Raw genomic sequence first — 17,260 nt, 5'->3', positions numbered from 1 at the left:
TGAGGCTTTTGTCGACTGCACTGTTCCAACCCGGCGAACAACTTGCGGTCAGCAGGTCATATCGTGGGTTGTCAAAGACTTCGAAGATATTGCGCCGGCTTTTGACTCAGGATTCGCCAGGTCCCGGCCAGTCCCAGAACAACGGTGACAATCACCGCGAGCGCCGCTGCCAACAAGGCGCCCGACAGATCCATCGCGAAGGTGAGGTTCATCACCTGGGTAATGATCAGAAAGGCCGCGAGCGTCCCCGCCAGCAGGCCGAACACGGCGCTGGCAATCCCGAGGATTCCGTATTCCAGCGCATAGGCGGATAGCAGTCTGGCCCGCGTGGCCCCCAGCGTCTTCAGCACCACCGCATCATAAAGCCGCGCCCGGTGACCGGCAGCAAGCGCGCCGGCAAGAACGAGAAGGCTCGCCACCAGCGCGATCGAGCTCGCGCCCCGGATCGCCATGACCAGTTGCGACACCACGTCGTTGACGGCCTCCAGCGCGTCCTTCACCCGCACGCTGGTGACCATCGGGAAGCTCTGCGCCGCCGCGCGCAGGATGCGTGCATCTGTCGCCGCATCCGAGCCGTCGGGAAACGCCACGGTGGCGAGATGCGTGTGGGGCGCGCCCGCGAAGGCATTGGGCGAGAACACCATGACGAAATTGATGCCGAGCGAGCGCCATTCCACCTGGCGCAGATTGGCGATGGTGGCCGTGATGTTGCGGCCCAGCACATTGACCGTGATGTCGTCGCCCACCGCCAGGCCCAGGCCCTCGGCGACCTTCGCCTCGAAGGACACCAGCGGCTTGCCGCGATAATCCGCGGGCCACCACGCGCCGGCGATGAGTTTGGAGCCTTCCGGCATGCCCGCCGCGTAGGTGATCCCACGATCGCCATCGAGCACCCAGGAGACCTCCTCATTGGCCTTGATCTCGGCCACCGGAACGCCCTTGAGGGTGACGAGCCGGCCCCGCATCATCGGGACGCGGTCCACATGGGCGTCCGGCGCGGCCTGTTTCAGGAACGCCGTGAAGTCGTCAGCCCGCGCATTGGGGATGTCGAGGAAGAAGAAACTCGGCGCCTTCTCCGGCAATGTCTGCTGGAGCTGGCGGGTGAGGTTGGAATCGATCACCGCCAGGGTGACCAGCAGGGTGATGCCGAGACCGAGCGAGAGAACCAGCGAAGGGGTCAGCGCCCCCGGCCGGTGCACGTTGGCGAGCGCCAGCCGGGGCCCGGTGCTGCGCGGGCGCGGCAACCTGCGGGCAATCGCCATGATGGCGAGCGCCACCAGCCGCAGCAGCACGAAAGAGGCAACCGCCGCGCCGACGAACATCAGGGCGATGCGGCGATCGTAGGCGGCAAACACCGCAAGGCCCACCAGGGCCCCGACCGACAGGGCGAGCGCCACCAGATAACGGGCGCGCGGCCAGGCGCGGCCAGGCTCGATCTGGTCCCGAAACAGGCCCGAGACTGGAATGTCGTGGGCGCGACCGAGCGGCGCGAGCGCGAAGGCGAGCGCTGTCAGAAGGCCGTAAAGAAGCGCGATCCCCAACTCGCTCCAGGCCAGCGTCGGCGCGATGGGAATCGGCAGGAGATGTCCGAACAGGGCCGTGACCGCAAACGGCAGGGCGGCCCCCACGGCGAGACCGATCACGATGCCCACAAAGGCAATCGCCATGACCTGCGTCAGGTAGAGGGCAACCACCTGACCGCCGGGCGCCCCGAGGCTCTTCAGGGTTGCGATCGAGGCGCGCTTGCGATCGACGAATCCGCGCACCGCATTGGCGACGCCGACGCCGCCGACGAGCAGGGCCGTGAGACCGACCAGGGTCAGGAACTGCGTGAAACGCTCGATATTCTTGGCAAATCGCGGGTCGGCATTGACCCGGGTGCGGATGTTCCAGCCGGCTTCCGGCAGGACGCGGTCGGCCTCGGCCTCGACCCGGGCGAGGCCCTCGTCGGTGGCGAGAGCCGGCGGCAGCAGGACCCGGTAGGTCCAGCGCACGAGGCTTCCCGGCTGCACGAGGCCGGTCGCCGCAAGCCCATCCTGAGACATCAGCAGGCGGGGCCCGAGGCCGATGCCGCTGGCGATCTTGTCGGGCTCGGAGGTGAGCGCCGCGCGCAATTCGACGGTCGCGTCGCCGACACTGACCCGGTCGCCGACCTTGAGGTCGAGGCGCGCCAGAAGCACCGGATCGGCCGCCGCCCCATAGGCGCCATTGCGAAAAGCCAACAGATCGGCCGGCGGCAGCTGGGGCTCAGTCTCGAGGACGCCCACCGCCGGATAGGACCCATCGACCGCCTTGACCTCGACCAAAGCGGAGCCCTTGTCGCCGGCGATCGCCATGGCGCGCAGGCCCGCGACCGTGCCGACCTGGCCCTTGCCGTCGAGAAACGCCCGCTCGGCCGGGCTCGCCTCCCGTTGCAGGAGGGAGAACGCCATGTCGCCGCCGAGGATACGACGGCCCTCGCGCCCGATCCCCTCGGTGAGAGAGCGCGACAGGGACGACACGCCCGCAATCGCTGCGACGCCCAGCGCGATGCAGGCGAGAAAAATCCCGAACCCACGCAGGCCGCCGCGCATTTCGCGCAAGGCGAGGCGCACGATCAGGGGCGTGGCGGGCACGCGCCGGGGACGGGGCGCAGGAGTGGCGATCGAGCCGTGCATGAAAACGCCTTACGCGGGAACGGAGGTCTGATCGACCTCGAGACGACCGGAGCGCAGACGAACCATGCGGTCGCAGAGCCGGGCGAGATTGAGGTCGTGGGTCACGAGCACCAGGGTGGCGCCGCGGTCGCGCTTGAGAGCGAACAGCAGGTCGATGATGGACTGGCCGGTCGCCTCGTCGAGATTGCCGGTCGGCTCATCGGCCACGAGGATCGCCGGGTTCGGCACGATGGCCCGGGCGATGGCCACACGCTGCTGCTCACCGCCCGAGAGCTGGGCGGGATAATGGTGAAGCCGGTGGCCGAGACCCACCGCGTGCAGCTCCGCCTCGGCACGCTCGAACGCATCGGCCTTGCCGGCAAGCTCGAGGGGAAGCGCGACGTTCTCGAGCGCCGTCATGGTCGGGACCAGATGGAACGACTGGAACACGATGCCAATCCGCCGGCCACGAAAGCGCGCCAGCGCATCCTCGTCGAGGGCCGCGAGATCGGTTCCCTCCACGACGATGCGGCCTTTGTCCGGACGCTCCAGGCCCGCCATGGTCATCAGCAGCGTCGATTTGCCCGATCCGGATGGTCCGACGAGGCCCACCGCCTCGCCCTTAACGATGTCGAGGGTCAAACCCTTGAGAATATGAACGCGGGCGGCCCCCCGTCCGAGGCTCAAATCGACATCGTGCAGCGCGATGGCCTTGTCCTGCATGCCCGGTCACCCGATCTTTCGTGGTCAGTTCGACAAAAGAAGTCCGGCAGAATCCCGCCGGCCCAGTCCGAAACATATGGGAAGCCATTCGATGAAGCGCCAATCGGGCCCTGTCATGACGATCATTTTTGCGTGTGCGGCGCTCCTCGCGTCCGGCACCACTGACTTGTTTCCGGCCTACGCGCAGACAAAGCCGGTGGCGCTCGTGGCCTTGGGAGACAGTCTCAGCGCGGGCTACGGACTGCCGGCGGAGGCAGCGTTCCCGGCCCAGCTTGAGAAGGCCTTGAGGGCCAAGGGGCACAATGTCACGGTCGCCAATGCCGGGGTCTCCGGCGACACCGCCTCGGCCGGGCTCGACCGTCTCGACTGGTCGGTGCCCGACGGCACCGATGGCGTCATCGTGGAGCTGGGCGCCAACGACATGCTGCGGGGGCTCGACCCGGCGGTGCCCCGCCAGGCCATCGACGCCGTGGTGCAGCGGCTGAAGGCGCGCGGCATCCCGGTCCTGCTCGCCGGCATGTATGCGTCCCGCAATCTGGGGGCTGATTACGCGAAGAAATTCGACAGCCTCTATCCGGAGATTGCGAAGAAGCACGACGTTGTGCTCTATCCGTTTTTCCTGGACGGAGTCGCGGGCGTCACCAGCCTCAACCTGCCTGACGGGATGCACCCGACGGCGAAGGGGGTCGAGGTGATCGTGGCGCGCATCCTGCCGACGGTCGAGGCCTTTCTCGCACGCCTTTCCAAACGCTGACATCCGTCGGCATCGCCGCCTCGGCTCTGCGGTCCGGAATCTGCGCGTCCGGCCGGGCTCCGGGGACTTGTTTTATCGCAGGATCACGGGCCAGACGGATCGGCCCGGTCTGATCGTGCACCAGCCGGAGCGCAGGGGCGTTGCCCTTTGCGAGGAGCCGTTTCGATGGAATATCGCCGCCTTGGCCGCACCGACCTGAACGTCAGCCTCATCTGCCTCGGCACGATGACCTGGGGCCAGCAGAACACCGAATCCGAGGGCCACGCCCAGATGGATTACGCCCTCGATCAGGGCATCAATTTCTTCGACACCTCGGAGATGTATTCGATCCCGCCGCGGCGCGAGACTCAAGGATCGACGGAGAAGATCATCGGCACCTGGTTCAAGGCCCGTGGCAACCGCGACAAGGTGATCCTGGCCTCCAAGGTCGTCGGCCGGACTCCCAATGACTGGCTGCGCGACGACGGCTCGCCCGCCGAACTCTCCCGCGCCCAGATCGAGGAAGCCATCGACAAGAGCCTCAAGCGGCTCCAGACCGACTATCTCGATCTCTACCAGATCCATTTTCCCGACCGGCCGATGCCCTGGGGTTCCAACCCCACCATCTTTCGGCACCAGGAAGCCGAGTCCCACCCCATCGAAGAGACCCTCCATGTGATGGGCGATCTCGTGAAGGCCGGCAAGATCCGCAATTTCGGCCTGTCGAATGAGAGCGCGTGGGGGACCATGACGTTCCTCAAGCACAGCGAGATCCGCAGCCTGCCGCGCGTGCAGTCGGTGCAGAACGCCTACAACCTTCTCAACCGCACCTACGAAGTGGGTCTGGCCGAGATCAGCATGCGCGAGCAGATCGGCCTGCTGGCCTATTCGCCACTGGCCCAAGGGTATCTCACCGGCAAGTATCTCAAGGGCGCCCGGCCCGCCGGCGCGCGCACCACCCTGTTCGACCGCGGCCAGCGCTACGAAAATCCCGTAGCGGAAGCTGCCGTCGAGAAGTATCTCGGGCTTGCGCGCGAATTCGGTCTCGACCCGGCCCAGATGGCGATCGCGTTCGTCAATACGCGCCCCTTCGTTGCCTCCAACATCATCGGCGCCACCTCGATGGAGCAGTTGAAGACCGATATCGCGGCGATCGATGTGACGATCTCGCCCGAGCTCGAGGCGCGGATCAACGAAATCCACCTCGCTTATTGCAACCCCTGCCCCTGACCTGACCCCGTCTCGCGGCTGCGCCCTTGCGGGCGCGGCCGTATCCCGCTCATCATCCGCCGTCCCTGCGTGCGGGAGAACCGGATGCCACGTCTGTTCACCGGGATTGAAATTCCCCCCGCCGTCGCCACCGGCCTGTCGGCCTGTCGCGGCGGTCTTCCCGGTGCGCGCTGGATCGACCCGGATTGCTACCACATCACCCTGCGGTTCATCGGCGACATCGATGACCGGGTCGCCCGGGAGGTCCACGCCGCCTTGAGCGAGGCCCGACCGCGACCGGAGATCCCCATCGCTGTCGATGGGCTCGACACCTTCGGCGGGGAGAAACCGCGCGCGGTCTTTGCGCGGATCGCCCCGACTCCGGGGCTTATCGACCTGCACGGCGAGCATGAGCGATTGATGCGCCACATCGGGCTCGCGCCCGAAGAGCGCAAATTCACTCCGCACGTGACGCTGGCGCGCCTGCGCGGCGCGTCCCCGCTCGCCGTGGCGGAGTATCTGGCGACGCGCGGGGATCTGCCTCAACATTCCTTCACGGCCACGCGGGTGGCGCTGTACTCGGCCACGGACTCGGTCGGCGGAGGCCCTTATATCGTCGAGGCCGCCTACCCGCTCGGCTGAACACCGCCCGGCCATTCGCCCCATCCGGAAAATCGCATGTCGATCATCATCTTTGTGACTCATCCCGAAGTCGTCATCGACCCCGCCAGGCCGGTTCCGGACTGGCCGCTCTCGGCAGTGGGGCAGGCCCGCATGAAGTCGTTCGCGACAGCCTTGCAGGGACACGGCGTGGAGTCCGTCTATGCGAGCAGCGAGCGCAAGGCGATGGACGGGGCCGCCATCGTGGCGGATGCCCTGGGCCTTCATTATGAGACCGATCCGCGCCTCGGCGAGAACGACCGCTCGTCGACCGGGTATATCGCGCCGCCGGAATTCTGGGAGGTCGTGGCGGCTTTCTTCGCCGAGCCCACCACGAGCGTACGCGGATGGGAGCGGGCGGCTGACGCACAGGCACGGATAGTGAAGGCGGTCGGCGACATTGCCCGCACGGCACCGGCCGGTGGGCCTGTCGTTATCGTGTCCCATGGGGGCGTGGGCTGCCTGCTCACCGCCCATCTGCAGGGCGTGCCGATCGGGCAGGAGACGCGGCCCTCGCATCCCGGCGGGGGGTGCTATCTGGTGCTCGACCGCGAACCGCTGGCGCTGAGGCGCGACTGGCGCGTGATCGAGGACGGTTTTGCCGCCTGAGGGCGGTTTTGCCGCCGTCGAGGCTTGCCTCGCCCCTGCCCCGGTGAGATGAGCAGGGGTGCCGATGGCCTGACAGGCCACGGCAGCACAGGGCGGGATCGATGAACACCACGCGGATCGCAGAGCTTGCTCCCGGGGTGGCCCTGTGCGGCGCCATCGCGGCCGCAGCCGTCGGCCTTCAGCATCTGGAAGAGCACTGGACCGGACGGCCCTATCTCGAGGCGCTCGTTCTCGCCATTCTGCTGGGGACCGTCGTGCGGACCGCCTGGACACCCGGCCGGCGCTGGGCGAGCGGCATCGGCTTTTCGGCCAAGATGCTGCTCGAGGTCGCCGTCATGCTGCTGGGCGCGTCGATCAGCTTCCAGGCGGTGATGCAGGCGGGCCCTGCCCTGATCCTCGGCATCGCGGCCGTGGTGGCGATTGCCATCGGGGCAAGCTACGGGCTCTGCCGCGTCCTCGGCCTGCCCAAGCGCATGGCGGTGCTCGTCGCCTGCGGCAATTCCATTTGCGGCAACTCGGCCATCGCGGCGGTCGCGCCGGTGATCGGCGCGAAAAGCGACGATGTCGCCTCCTCCATCGCCTTCACGGCGGTCCTTGGCGTCGCGGTCGTGCTCGGTCTCCCGCTGCTTGTCCCGCTGCTCGGGCTCTCCGACATCCAATACGGCGTGCTGGCGGGGTTGACCGTCTACGCGGTTCCCCAGGTGCTGGCCGCGACCCTGCCGGTCGGCCTCGTGAGCACGCAGATCGGCACGCTCGTCAAACTCGTCCGCGTGCTGATGCTGGGCCCAGTGGTTCTCGGCCTCTCGCTCGTGATGGGACGTTCCGCCCGCGATATGTCCTTCGGCCGCCTCGTGCCGTGGTTCATCGTCGGTTTCCTGATCCTGTCCGCGCTTCGGTCCCTCGGGGTCATTCCGGATGTGATCCTCGGGGCCATCCTGCCGGTTGCCACGATCCTGACCATCGTTGCCATGGCGGCGCTCGGGCTCGGCGTCGACCTCAAGGTCCTGGCCCGGGTCGGCGGGCGCGTCACCCTCGCGGTCACGTTGTCGCTGCTGGTGTTGTTGACCATCAGCCTGATGCTGATCAGGCTTCTCGGGATCGTGTGATCGGCCGTCACGACAGCCGCTGACGATCGGCCGAGCCTCTTCCAGAGGCCAGATCATATATGATTCATCCATGATCCCATATTTTTATTGATCTCTCCCCTGCGACCGGTATCCTTTCCGCAAGGATATCGCCGAGACATCGCGCCCGTCGGAGGGCGACGGGGTTGTCCGGGCTTCAGGATCGGAAATGGAGACCACGTGAGCGTGCTGGACCACCGCAAGAGCAAACCTGCCCGGACCGCGCTCGGCGCGCCCGTGCGGTTTGCCGGAATTTCGAAATCCTACGGCGGCGCGCTCGCGGTGAGCGGTGTCGATCTCGACATCGCGGCTGGTGAATTTCTGACGCTGCTGGGACCCTCCGGATCCGGCAAGACGACGACGCTGATGATGCTGGCGGGCTTCGAGACCCCCACCACCGGCAGCATCTTCGTCGGCGAGCGTCCGGTCACGTCGATCCCGCCGGCCCAGCGCAACATCGGCATGGTCTTCCAGAGCTACGCCCTGTTTCCGCACATGACCGTGTTCGAGAATGTCGCCTTCCCGTTGCGCATGCGCAAGAAGAGCGCCGCCGAGCAGGCGGCCCAGGTCAAGCGCGTCCTCGACATCGTCGATCTCGGCCCGCTCGGCGACCGCTATCCACGCCAGTTGTCGGGCGGCCAGCAGCAGCGCGTGGCGCTGGCCCGCGCCATCGTCTTCGAGCCCCCGGTCCTGTTGATGGACGAGCCGCTCAGCGCGCTCGACAAATATCTGCGCAGCCATCTCCAGACCGAGATCAAGCGCATCCAGCGCGATCTCGGCGTGACGGTCGTGTACGTCACGCACGACCAGGACGAGGCCATGACCATGTCCGACCGGATCTGCGTCATGCATCAGGGCAAGATCCGGCAGGTCGGCTCGCCTGAGGACCTGTACGAGCGCCCACTCGATGCATTCGTGGCGGGTTTCCTTGGGGAATCGAACATGTTGGACGCCACCATCGCGTCCACCGGCGACGGGGTGGCGATCCTGTCGCTCGGCGGCGACGGCGTCCCCGTTCCGGCGCGCAACGGCGTCGCGGGGGCAACCGTGAAGGTCTCGGTGCGGCCCGAGCACATCCATGTGGCGGCAGCACCGGATGGCGCTGGCGCCTGGTCGGCCGCGCAGGTGGTCGACACCACCTATGTGGGGGACCACCGCCGCTATACCCTGCGCCTGCCCGACGGGGCGACGCTGTCGGTCAAGCAGCAGATCGCCGCAACACCGCACCGCCACGCCACCGGCGAGACCGTGCATCTGCGCTGGCCCGGTGAGGCGATGCGCGTCTTCGCGCACGGCGTGTCGATCTCATGAGCGCGGCGCACTTCCTGCGTCGGCCGGAATGGCTGGTGGTGCCGCTCATCGCGTTCCTGGCGGTGTTCTATCTCATCCCCGTCATCCTGATGCTCGCCCGTTCGGCCGGAACGCAGACGGATTTCGCGCCGCTTCTGGAGGCTGTCTCGTCGGACATCGCCCGGACGATCTTCTGGAATACGTTGAAGATTGCCGTCGGCACGACGCTCGCCACCCTGGTGCTGGCCTACCCGCTGGCCTTCTTCATCGCCACGGCCAAGCCCTTCACCGCCAGCGTGTTTCTGGCGATCGTCATGGTGCCGTTCTGGACGAGCATCCTCATCCGCTCCTATGCGTGGATGGTGCTGCTGGGGCGGCAGGGCCTCATCAACGGCGTGCTGATCTGGCTCGGCGTGATCGATCAGCCGATCCGCCTGCTGAACACCAATTTCGCCGTCTATATCGGCATGATCCACGTGCTGCTGCCCTTCATGGTGCTGCCGATCTTCAGCTCGCTGAAGGCCATCGACGGGCGTCTCGTGGCGGCGGCTGAAAATCTCGGCGCCAATGCGTTCGCGACGTTCCGGCATGTGATCTTGCCGCTGTCGATGCCGGGAATCGTCGCCGGCTGCGTGCTCGTCTTCGTGCTGGCGCTGGGCTTCTACGTGACGCCGGCGCTCCTCGGCGGACCGTCGGACATGACGATCTCGATGCTGATCGCCCAGGAGGTCGACCTCTACCGCTGGGATTATGCGGCGGCGCTCGCGGGCATTCTGCTTGTGGCGACGCTCGTCGCCCTGTTCGCCGTCAGCCGCGTGGTCAGCGTCGACAAGCTGCTGGGAGGCGTCCGATGAGCGCGCGCCCCATCGTCCTGTCGGGACGCGCCAGCCGCTGGGGCCTGGGCCTGGTCGCGCTGTTCGTCTCGGCCTTCCTGATCTTTCCCGTTCTCATCATCGTGCCGGTGTCGTTCTCGGCCGGCAGCTTCCTGAGCTTTCCGCCTCCCGGCTGGAGCCTGCAATGGTATGAGCGGCTGTTCTCCCGCGCCGACTGGCTGAACTCGGCCTGGCTCAGCATCTGGATCGCGTGCCTGGCGACGGTGTTTTCCACGCTGCTGGGCACCGCCGGGGCCTACGGTCTCGTGCGCGGCAAGTTTCCCGGGCAGAAAATCCTGATCGGGTTCATCCTCTCGCCGCTGATCATCCCCGGCATCATCGTGGCCATCGCGGTGTATTTCTTCTATGCGCGCCTGCAGCTGGTCGGCTCGACATTAGCCATCGCAGTGGCCCACACGGCGCTAGCGGTGCCCTTCGTCGTGGTCAACGTGTCGGCCTCGCTCTATGGCTTCGACCGCAGGCTCGAACAGGCGGCGGCCAATCTTGGCGCCGATGCGTTCACGGCTTTTCGGCTGATCACCCTGCCGATCATCAAGCCGGGTATCGCGGCCGGCGCGCTGTTCGCCTTCATCAGCTCGTTCGACGAGCTCATCGTCGCGCTGTTCATCGCAGGACCCACGCAGGTCACCCTGCCGCTGCGGATGTGGGAGAGCATGCGCAACTCCATCGAGCCCACCATCGCGGCCGTGTCCGTGCTGGCCGTGGGAATCTCGGTGTCGCTGTTTCTCACCGCGTCGTGGTTGCAGATCCGGGCGAAATCCACCCTGCCGGTCAGCGAATAGGAGAGCGCCATGGCCCACCGCACCCTCATCCGCGCCGGCATGATCATCGCCTTCCAGGATGGCGAGCATCGCCTCCTGCGCAACGGCGTCGTGGTCGTGGAGGACGACCGCGTCGTGCATGTGGGACCGTCTTTCGAGGGCACCGCCGACGAGGTCGTCGACCTGCCCGATCACCTGCTGACGCCGGGCCTGATCGACGCTCACGCCCATCTTACCAGCGCGCCGCTGGACCGCTCCTTCATCGAGGATGTGGGACGGCCAAATTTCTCCTTCTCCGGCCTGCCCGAAATGCTGCCGGCGCTGGCCACCGCCATCGACGAGCCCGCCCAGCGCGCGATTGTCGATTTCTCGATGGCCGAACTCATCCGCAGCGGCACGACCACCGTCATGGAGATCGGCTGGCTTGGCGATTACACGGCCGCCGCCGCCGAGAAAGCGGGTCTTCGCGCCTACATCGCCGAGGGCTACGGATCGGCCCGCTGGAAGACCACCGACGGCAAGCGCATGACCTATGCGTGGAAAGAGGACGGCGGCATTCCGGGCTTTCGCTACGCCATCGACCTGATCGAGCGCATCGACGGCCGGGGCAATGGCCGGATCAAGGGCTACCTCTCCCCCATGCAGGTCGCCATGGCGACGCCCGAATTGCTGCGGCTGAGCCGCGAGGCCTCCGACCGCATGGGCGTGCCGCTCGCCCTTCACACGGCCGAGGCGGTGTTCGAATTCGACGAGATGGTGCAGCGCGAGGGCATGACGCCGATCGAATGGCTGGCCAAAATGGACTTCCTGTCCGACCGCTGCATCCTCGGCCATGTGGTGTTTACCAGCGGCAATTCGTGGATCCAGTATCCGGGCGACGATCTGGCCATTCTGGCCGATCACGGCGCAAGCGTCGCCCATTGCCCATGGGTGTTTGCCCGTCGCGGCATCGCGATGGAATCCTTCCCGTCCTATCTCGCGGCCGGGGTGAACATGTGCCTTGGCAGCGATACCGCGCCGCAATCGATTCTGCAGGCCATGCGGACGGCCTGCGTCGTCGGCAAGCTCATGAGCCGGGATTGCCGCAAGGCGACCGCCCGGGAGGCATTCGACGCCGCCACCCTGAACGCCGCGCGGATGCTGCACCGGGACGACATCGGCCGCATCGCCAAGGGCGCGAAGGCCGATCTGCTGCTCTGGAACCTGCGCGGCTTTTCGATGAACCCCTGCCGTGATCCGCTCAAAAACCTCGTCTATTCGGCGGAGGCCGCAGACCTGCGTCATGTGATGGTCGACGGGCGCTGGCTCATGCGCGACCATGCCCTGCTGACGGTGGACGAGGCGGGCGTCACGCGCGGCCTCGCCGAGACCGCCGAGCGGGTCTGGTCGGCCATCGGCCCGGGCGACTGGGCCGGACGCGACATCGATACCCTGTCGCCGCCATCGCTCGGTGATTTCCGATGAGTGTCCAGACGCTGCGGCGGGACGACGACGGAGTCGATTCCGAGACCGACAGCCTTGCCGAGATCGCCTATACGCGCATCGAGGACCTGATCGTCACGATGGAGCTCAAGCCCGGCAGCCGGGTGTCCGAGCCTTTTCTCGTCACCCGTCTCGGACTCGGCCGCACGCCGATTCGCGAGGCGCTCCTCCGGTTGGCCATGGATCAGTTGCTGGTCTGGATGCCGCGCCGGGGCATGCTGGTGCGCGACATCAATCTGCAGACGCAGCTGAAAGTCCTGGAAACCCGTCGTGCGCTCGAGATGCTGATGGTGCCCAGCGCTGCGCGACGGCGCACGCCCGAGGAGGCCGAGATCCTTCGCGAGATCGTCGGCCGATTCCGTGCCCTTCGTGGCGGGCCGGATCACGTGCCCCTGCTGCGCCTCGACCGTGAGTTCATCGGTCGACTCGTGCAGATTTCACGCAACCCGTTCCTGCGCTCGATCATGCCGCTCTATGCGCTGTCGCGCCGCTTCTGGCTTGCCTGTGAAGGCTACCAGACCCGCTTCAAGCCAGACGAGATCACCGATTTTCACATTCGAATCGGCGAGGCGGTCGCTGCCGGCGACGAACCGGCCGCCACCGCACTGACGGCGGAGTTCCTGGATCTCGTCGAGGCCTTCACGCGCTATGCCGGCACCGAATTTTTTTAAATTGATCCAGGCGCTCAGGACCCCCCATGACCACCCCCGCCGACGTGACGAAGACGACCGTAATCAAGGCGGCCTCCTGGGTCGTCGCCTACGACGAGGCCACCGACCGGCACGTCTATCGCACCGATTGCGACGTGGCGTTTCGGGGCGACCGTTTCGTGCTCGCCGATGCGGCGATTGCGGCGTCCGCCGATGAGGTGATCGACGGACGCAACCTGATGGTCATGCCGGGTTTCGTCGATATCCATTCGCATCCGTCCTTCGAGACCATGCTGAAGGGACTGACCGAGGAGGTCGGCTCGGCGAAGCTCTATATGAGCTCGCTCTACGAATACCTGTTTCTGTTCGAGACCGAGGCCGCCGGCATGGTGGCGTCCTCCCAGGTGGCCTTGAGCGAGCTCCTGCAGAGCGGAGTCACGACCGTTTGCGACCTCTCGGTGCCGCATGAGGGATGGCTCGACACGCTGGCGGCAAGCGGTCTTCGCGCCTATGCGGCGCCGATGTTTCGCGCCGCCCGCTGGTACACCAGGAACGGCCACGAAGTGCTCTACGAATGGGATATCCCGCTTGGGCGAAAGCGCATGGACGAGGCGCTCGCCGTGGTCGACGCGGCGGTCGCCCACCCGTCCGGCCGGCTGTCCGGCATGATCTGCCCGGCCCAGATCGACACCTGCGACGAGGCCCTGTTCCGCGATGCGTTTGCGGCCGCACAGGACCGTGGATTGCCGTTCCAGACCCATGCGAGCCAGAGCGTCGTCGAGTTTCAGGAGATGATGCGCCGGCATGGCCGCACGCCCGTCGGCTGGCTGAAGGAGATCGGCGTTCTCGGGCCGCTCACCACCATCGGCCACGGCATTTTCTTCGATCACAATGACTGGCTCGGCTGGCCGACCCGCGACGACGTGCGGATACTCGTCGAGAGCGGCGCGAGCGTCGCCCATTGCCCCACGGTCTTCATCCGCCGGGGCATCACCCTGCAGCATCTGGGCGGCTATCTGAAGGCCGGACTCAATGTCGGCATTGGCACCGATACGTTTCCGCACAATTACGTCGAGGAAGTCCGCAACGCCATCTACGCGGCGCGCATCACCGCGCGCGACGCCCATGCGGTCAATGCCTCGGACGCCCTGCATGCGGCAACGCTCGGCGGCGCAAAGGCGCTGGGGCGCACCGATATCGGACGCGTGGCGCCCGGCGCAAAGGCCGATTTCTTCACCGTCGACCTGACCCATCCGGCCATGCGGCCGCTCTACGATCCGGTGCGGAGCCTGTTCTACACCGCCGGCGAGCGGCCGATCCGGGACGTCTACGTGGATGGCCGGAAGGTGGTCGAGAGCGGCCGTGCGCTGGCCTTCGACCTCGACGACGCCCTGAACCGGCTGGAAGAGGCGCAGCGCCTCTCCGTGTCGAAGGTCGGCCAATACGACTGGGCGAATCGCCCCGCTTCCGAACTGATGCCGCTGACGCTGTAGCGCGCGTCAGCGCCGGTCGAACACGATCGCGCCGTCGACCATGGTGGAAAGAACCGTGACGTTGGCGAGATCCAAAGGCGGGATTGCGAAGGGATCGCGGTCGAGAATGCACAGATCGGCCAGCTTGCCGAGGCCGAGATCGCCCTTGGCTTGTTCCTCGCGCCCGCACCAGGCCCCCAGCCGCGTGTAAGCCTCCAGCGCCTCGTGCACGGTCACGGCCTCCGACTGATCGATGGAGCGCCCGCCCTGGGTCTGACGGTTGACCATCGCCGAGATGCCGAAGAACGGGTTGGCGCTGCAGACCGGGGCGTCGGAGTGGCCCGGCGCCGGCACGCCTGCATCGATCATGCTGCGGTGAGGCCACATCACCTTCATGGCATCCGCTCCCCGGTTTTGCAGATAGGCGTCGCCCAGATCATAGGCAAAGCCCGTGGCCGAGGAACACACGACGCCGCTGCGTTTGAGCCGGGCGAGAATCGCCGGCGTCACGTTGCAGCAATGCTCGATGCGCATGCGGTGGTCGGGACGCGGATCGGCCGCGAGCACGTCGTCATAGACGTCCAGGAAAAAGTCGATAGCGCGGTCGCCGATGGCGTCGGTGCAGACCATCAGGCCGGCCGCATGAGCTTCCGCCACGCGCCTTGTGTACTCCTCCCGGTCGAGCAGGATGGAGCCGCGGTTGTCGGGCGGTTCGCCGAGAACGGGTTCGCCCAGATAGGGATCGTAATAGGCGGCCGTGCGCCCCGACGTGCTGCCGTCTCCAACCCATTCGAGGCCGATCAGGCGAATCCAGTCGTCGCCGAAGCCCGATCGCATGCCGGAGCGGACGATGGCCCGCACGAGATCGTCGTCGCGCCCGCTTGCCAGGATGCCGATCCGCGTCTTGAGCTCGCCGTTCTGGCGCATGGTCTGATAGGCCGAAATGGCCTGCGAGGTGGTGAGGCTGTTGTGCACCGAGGTGATGCCGAATGACAGGTACTCGTCCAGCACCTTGACGAGGCCGCTGCGGAAATCCTCCGCCGTGTAGGCGGCCTGGATATGCTCGATGACGATGTGGGCCGCGCGCGCGCGCAACAGCCCGGTGGGCCGGCCCGTGGCAGGATCCCGCTCGATGCGCCCGAAGGCCGGATCGGACGCGGTGTCATGAAAGCCCACGGCCTTGAGCGCGGCACTGCTTGCCACGCCCATATGGGCATCGCGGCGATAGATGAAGACCGGGCGTCCGCCGGACGCTGCATCCAGCTCGTCGAGGGTCGGATAGCCGCCCGAGTGCATCTCGTCGAACCGGTAGGCGGTGAACCAGGAATCGTGCGGCTTGTCCTTGGTCTCGGCCCGCACGAGCGCCAACAGCTTGTCGCGGGTGTCGATGCGGCCGTCGAAGAAATCGTACCAGCGCCCGATGCGCGCGCCATGCATGTCCGGATGGCAATGGCTGTCGACGATGCCCGGCAGCACGGTGCGCCCCTCGCAATCGATGACCGCCGCGTGCGGCGCCAGCGCGCGAATCTCGTCCGTCGAGCCGCGTGCCACGATGCGCCCCTGGGCGATGGCGAGTGCCTCCACCCGATGGCCGGGCTTGTCCATGGTGACGATCTGCCCGTTGAGGACGACCGTCTCGATATTCAAGCGTTCCAGCGCCATGCCGCGATCCCGTCGATAAAAGCCATGAAAAAAGGGCTGCCGCGCACCGCGCCGCAGCCCTTGGATGTTGGTTTTGTTAGGAGAGCATCATCTTGTTGAACTTGGCGATGACCTCGGGCCGGTTCGCCGCCCACCATTCATGCTGGTAGGGAACCATCAGCTTGGCGTTCTCCGGCGAGGTCGGCAGGTTCTTCAAGACGGCCGGCGAGAGGTACTGGGCGGAATCGACGTTCGTGAAGCCGTAGGGCAGCAGGGTCGAGTAGCGCGCCTGCGCAATGGCCGACGAGCTGAAGGCGATGAACTTCTGCGCGTTCGAGAGGTTTGGCGCGCCCTTGGGAACGAGCCATGCATTCGACAGCAGCGTGCCACCGTTCCAGACCAGATCGAGGGGCTTGCCCTCCTGCTGGGCCGAATAAACGCGGCCGTTCCAGGCAGTGGCCAGGGGCGCCTCGTTGTCGATGAGCATCTGCATCGGCTGCGCGCCGGTTTCCCACCACTTGACGACCTTCGGCTTGATTTTGGTCAACACGCGGATCGCCCGGTCGATATCGAGCGGATAGACCTTGTCGGGCGCCACGCCGTCGGCGATGAGCGCGCCGACCAGCTCCGGGATATTGCCCTTGGTGGCGATCGGCATGGTGCGGGCGCCGGGGTATTTTTCGGCGTTGAAGAAATCCGCCCAGCCCTTCGGTCCGTCCGGATAGACATCCTTCCGATAGGCGATCATCTGCGCGTAGGGCACGATGTCGAGGCCGAATTTCGAGCGGAAATTATCGGTGACACCCTTCTCGACGATGCCGTAATCGATCGGCTCCCAGTAATCGCCCTGCGCCGCCAGTTCGATCATCGTGCCGCGGCCGATCTGGCATACGTCCCATGAGGTCGTCTTGGTGTCGACCATCGCCTTGACCTTTGCGGGATCGGGCCCGACGGCCTCGACGACCTTGATGCCGCAGAGCTTCTCGAAGGGCTCGAACCACGCCTTGCGCTGCATGTCGGTGCCAATGCCGCCCCAGGTGACGACGACCACTTGGCCGGAGCCCTTCCAGGCCTGCGGGATGTCCTTGAACTCGGGCATCGCCTCGGTCTGGCCGAACGCCCCGGTGGACAGCATCGGCATGGCCATCGCGGCCGCCAGGCCGCCGCCGTAGCGCAGGAGAAAATCGCGCCGCGAGGTCGGCGGCACCATCACGGAATCGTGCAGGCGCTGAAGCATGGCTTTGTGGCTGGTCTCATCACTCATCGGTCTCTCCTCTGGTTTCTTTTTTGGGGACATGCGCTTGGCATCAGGTCGCGTGAGCGTGAGACGCCGTGTCGAGCCGTCCCGCCTGCATTCCGTATCGTAAGTTTAAGGCC

Annotated in this window: 15 protein-coding genes; 11 read left to right on the top strand and 4 right to left on the bottom strand. The window is 66.4% G+C overall.

The genetic code is table 11. The features are described from left to right. Positions 1–71: 71 nt before the first annotated feature. Both J4G32_RS16395 and J4G32_RS16390 read right to left on the bottom strand, forming a co-directional pair. Complete coding sequence (locus J4G32_RS16395) at positions 72–2,657, bottom strand: ABC transporter permease (protein WP_210496580.1); 2,586 nt, start codon at positions 2,655–2,657, stop codon at positions 72–74. A 9-nt stretch (positions 2,658–2,666) separates the two neighbouring features. Then, positions 2,667–3,359: an ABC transporter ATP-binding protein gene (locus J4G32_RS16390; protein ID WP_210496579.1), complete on the bottom strand. Its 693-nt coding sequence runs from the start codon at positions 3,357–3,359 to the stop codon at positions 2,667–2,669. Between the two features lie 91 nt (positions 3,360–3,450). Between J4G32_RS16390 and J4G32_RS16385 the strand changes: the two genes are divergently transcribed. The 11 genes from J4G32_RS16385 (at position 3,451) to J4G32_RS16335 (ending at position 14,263) form a co-directional block, all read left to right on the top strand. Continuing rightward, positions 3,451–4,113 carry an arylesterase gene (locus J4G32_RS16385; protein ID WP_210496577.1) on the top strand — a complete coding sequence of 221 codons (663 nt, stop codon included), beginning with the start codon at positions 3,451–3,453 and terminating at the stop codon, positions 4,111–4,113. A gap of 165 nt (positions 4,114–4,278) precedes the next feature. Continuing rightward, entirely contained in the window at positions 4,279–5,322 is a 1,044-nt protein-coding gene (locus J4G32_RS16380; RefSeq protein ID WP_210496568.1) for an aldo/keto reductase, read from the top strand. 84 nt (positions 5,323–5,406) lie between these two features. Continuing rightward, positions 5,407–5,943, top strand: coding sequence for an RNA 2',3'-cyclic phosphodiesterase (thpR, locus tag J4G32_RS16375; protein ID WP_210496566.1), 537 nt, complete (start codon positions 5,407–5,409; stop codon positions 5,941–5,943). A 36-nt stretch (positions 5,944–5,979) separates the two neighbouring features. Next, the gene (locus tag J4G32_RS16370) at positions 5,980–6,570 is read left to right on the top strand and encodes a histidine phosphatase family protein (RefSeq protein ID WP_210496563.1); all 591 of its coding nucleotides are present in this window, start codon (positions 5,980–5,982) and stop codon (positions 6,568–6,570) included. A 101-nt stretch (positions 6,571–6,671) separates the two neighbouring features. After that, positions 6,672–7,676 (top strand): YeiH family protein, encoded by a 1,005-nt coding sequence (locus J4G32_RS16365; protein ID WP_210496562.1) that lies wholly within the window; start codon positions 6,672–6,674, stop codon positions 7,674–7,676. Between the two features lie 198 nt (positions 7,677–7,874). After that, positions 7,875–9,005: an ABC transporter ATP-binding protein gene (locus J4G32_RS16360; RefSeq protein ID WP_210496560.1), complete on the top strand. Its 1,131-nt coding sequence runs from the start codon at positions 7,875–7,877 to the stop codon at positions 9,003–9,005. Continuing rightward, complete coding sequence (locus J4G32_RS16355) at positions 9,002–9,838, top strand: ABC transporter permease (RefSeq protein WP_210496558.1); 837 nt, start codon at positions 9,002–9,004, stop codon at positions 9,836–9,838. Before J4G32_RS16360 ends, J4G32_RS16355 begins: the two co-directional genes overlap by 4 nt. After that, positions 9,835–10,659, top strand: a complete 825-nt coding sequence (locus J4G32_RS16350) for an ABC transporter permease (protein WP_210496556.1) — start codon at positions 9,835–9,837, stop codon at positions 10,657–10,659. Before J4G32_RS16355 ends, J4G32_RS16350 begins: the two co-directional genes overlap by 4 nt. 9 nt (positions 10,660–10,668) lie before the next feature. Beyond that, complete coding sequence (locus J4G32_RS16345) at positions 10,669–12,102, top strand: amidohydrolase family protein (protein WP_210496555.1); 1,434 nt, start codon at positions 10,669–10,671, stop codon at positions 12,100–12,102. Further along, positions 12,099–12,791 carry a GntR family transcriptional regulator gene (locus J4G32_RS16340; RefSeq protein ID WP_210496554.1) on the top strand — a complete coding sequence of 231 codons (693 nt, stop codon included), beginning with the start codon at positions 12,099–12,101 and terminating at the stop codon, positions 12,789–12,791. The genes J4G32_RS16345 and J4G32_RS16340 overlap by 4 nt, the downstream gene beginning before the upstream one ends. A gap of 26 nt (positions 12,792–12,817) precedes the next feature. After that, complete coding sequence (locus J4G32_RS16335; RefSeq protein WP_210496553.1) at positions 12,818–14,263, top strand: amidohydrolase family protein; 1,446 nt, start codon at positions 12,818–12,820, stop codon at positions 14,261–14,263. 6 nt (positions 14,264–14,269) lie between these two features. Here J4G32_RS16335 and J4G32_RS16330 read toward each other — a convergent pair whose 3' ends face one another. Beyond that, positions 14,270–15,904, bottom strand: coding sequence for an amidohydrolase (locus J4G32_RS16330; protein WP_210496550.1), 1,635 nt, complete (start codon positions 15,902–15,904; stop codon positions 14,270–14,272). A gap of 76 nt (positions 15,905–15,980) precedes the next feature. Continuing rightward, entirely contained in the window at positions 15,981–17,147 is a 1,167-nt protein-coding gene (locus J4G32_RS16325) for an ABC transporter substrate-binding protein (RefSeq protein ID WP_210496548.1), read from the bottom strand. Between the last annotated feature and the right edge of the window lie 113 nt (positions 17,148–17,260).

This window comes from Microvirga antarctica, from assembly GCF_017921815.1.
Lineage (GTDB): Bacteria > Pseudomonadota > Alphaproteobacteria > Rhizobiales > Beijerinckiaceae > Microvirga > Microvirga antarctica.
This window is presented reverse-complemented; position numbering and strand designations above follow the sequence as displayed.

Coding starts and splice junctions, on each gene's coding strand:
- J4G32_RS16325 (WP_210496548.1), bottom strand. CDS start 17,147: ATGAGTGATGAGACCAGCCACAAAGCCATGCTTCAGCGCCTGCACGAT.
- J4G32_RS16335 (WP_210496553.1), top strand. CDS start 12,818: ATGACCACCCCCGCCGACGTGACGAAGACGACCGTAATCAAGGCGGCC.
- J4G32_RS16395 (WP_210496580.1), bottom strand. CDS start 2,657: ATGCACGGCTCGATCGCCACTCCTGCGCCCCGTCCCCGGCGCGTGCCC.
- J4G32_RS16330 (WP_210496550.1), bottom strand. CDS start 15,904: ATGGCGCTGGAACGCTTGAATATCGAGACGGTCGTCCTCAACGGGCAG.
- thpR (WP_210496566.1), top strand. CDS start 5,407: ATGCCACGTCTGTTCACCGGGATTGAAATTCCCCCCGCCGTCGCCACC.
- J4G32_RS16340 (WP_210496554.1), top strand. CDS start 12,099: ATGAGTGTCCAGACGCTGCGGCGGGACGACGACGGAGTCGATTCCGAG.
- J4G32_RS16390 (WP_210496579.1), bottom strand. CDS start 3,359: ATGCAGGACAAGGCCATCGCGCTGCACGATGTCGATTTGAGCCTCGGA.
- J4G32_RS16370 (WP_210496563.1), top strand. CDS start 5,980: ATGTCGATCATCATCTTTGTGACTCATCCCGAAGTCGTCATCGACCCC.
- J4G32_RS16345 (WP_210496555.1), top strand. CDS start 10,669: ATGGCCCACCGCACCCTCATCCGCGCCGGCATGATCATCGCCTTCCAG.
- J4G32_RS16350 (WP_210496556.1), top strand. CDS start 9,835: ATGAGCGCGCGCCCCATCGTCCTGTCGGGACGCGCCAGCCGCTGGGGC.
- J4G32_RS16380 (WP_210496568.1), top strand. CDS start 4,279: ATGGAATATCGCCGCCTTGGCCGCACCGACCTGAACGTCAGCCTCATC.
- J4G32_RS16385 (WP_210496577.1), top strand. CDS start 3,451: ATGAAGCGCCAATCGGGCCCTGTCATGACGATCATTTTTGCGTGTGCG.
- J4G32_RS16365 (WP_210496562.1), top strand. CDS start 6,672: ATGAACACCACGCGGATCGCAGAGCTTGCTCCCGGGGTGGCCCTGTGC.
- J4G32_RS16355 (WP_210496558.1), top strand. CDS start 9,002: ATGAGCGCGGCGCACTTCCTGCGTCGGCCGGAATGGCTGGTGGTGCCG.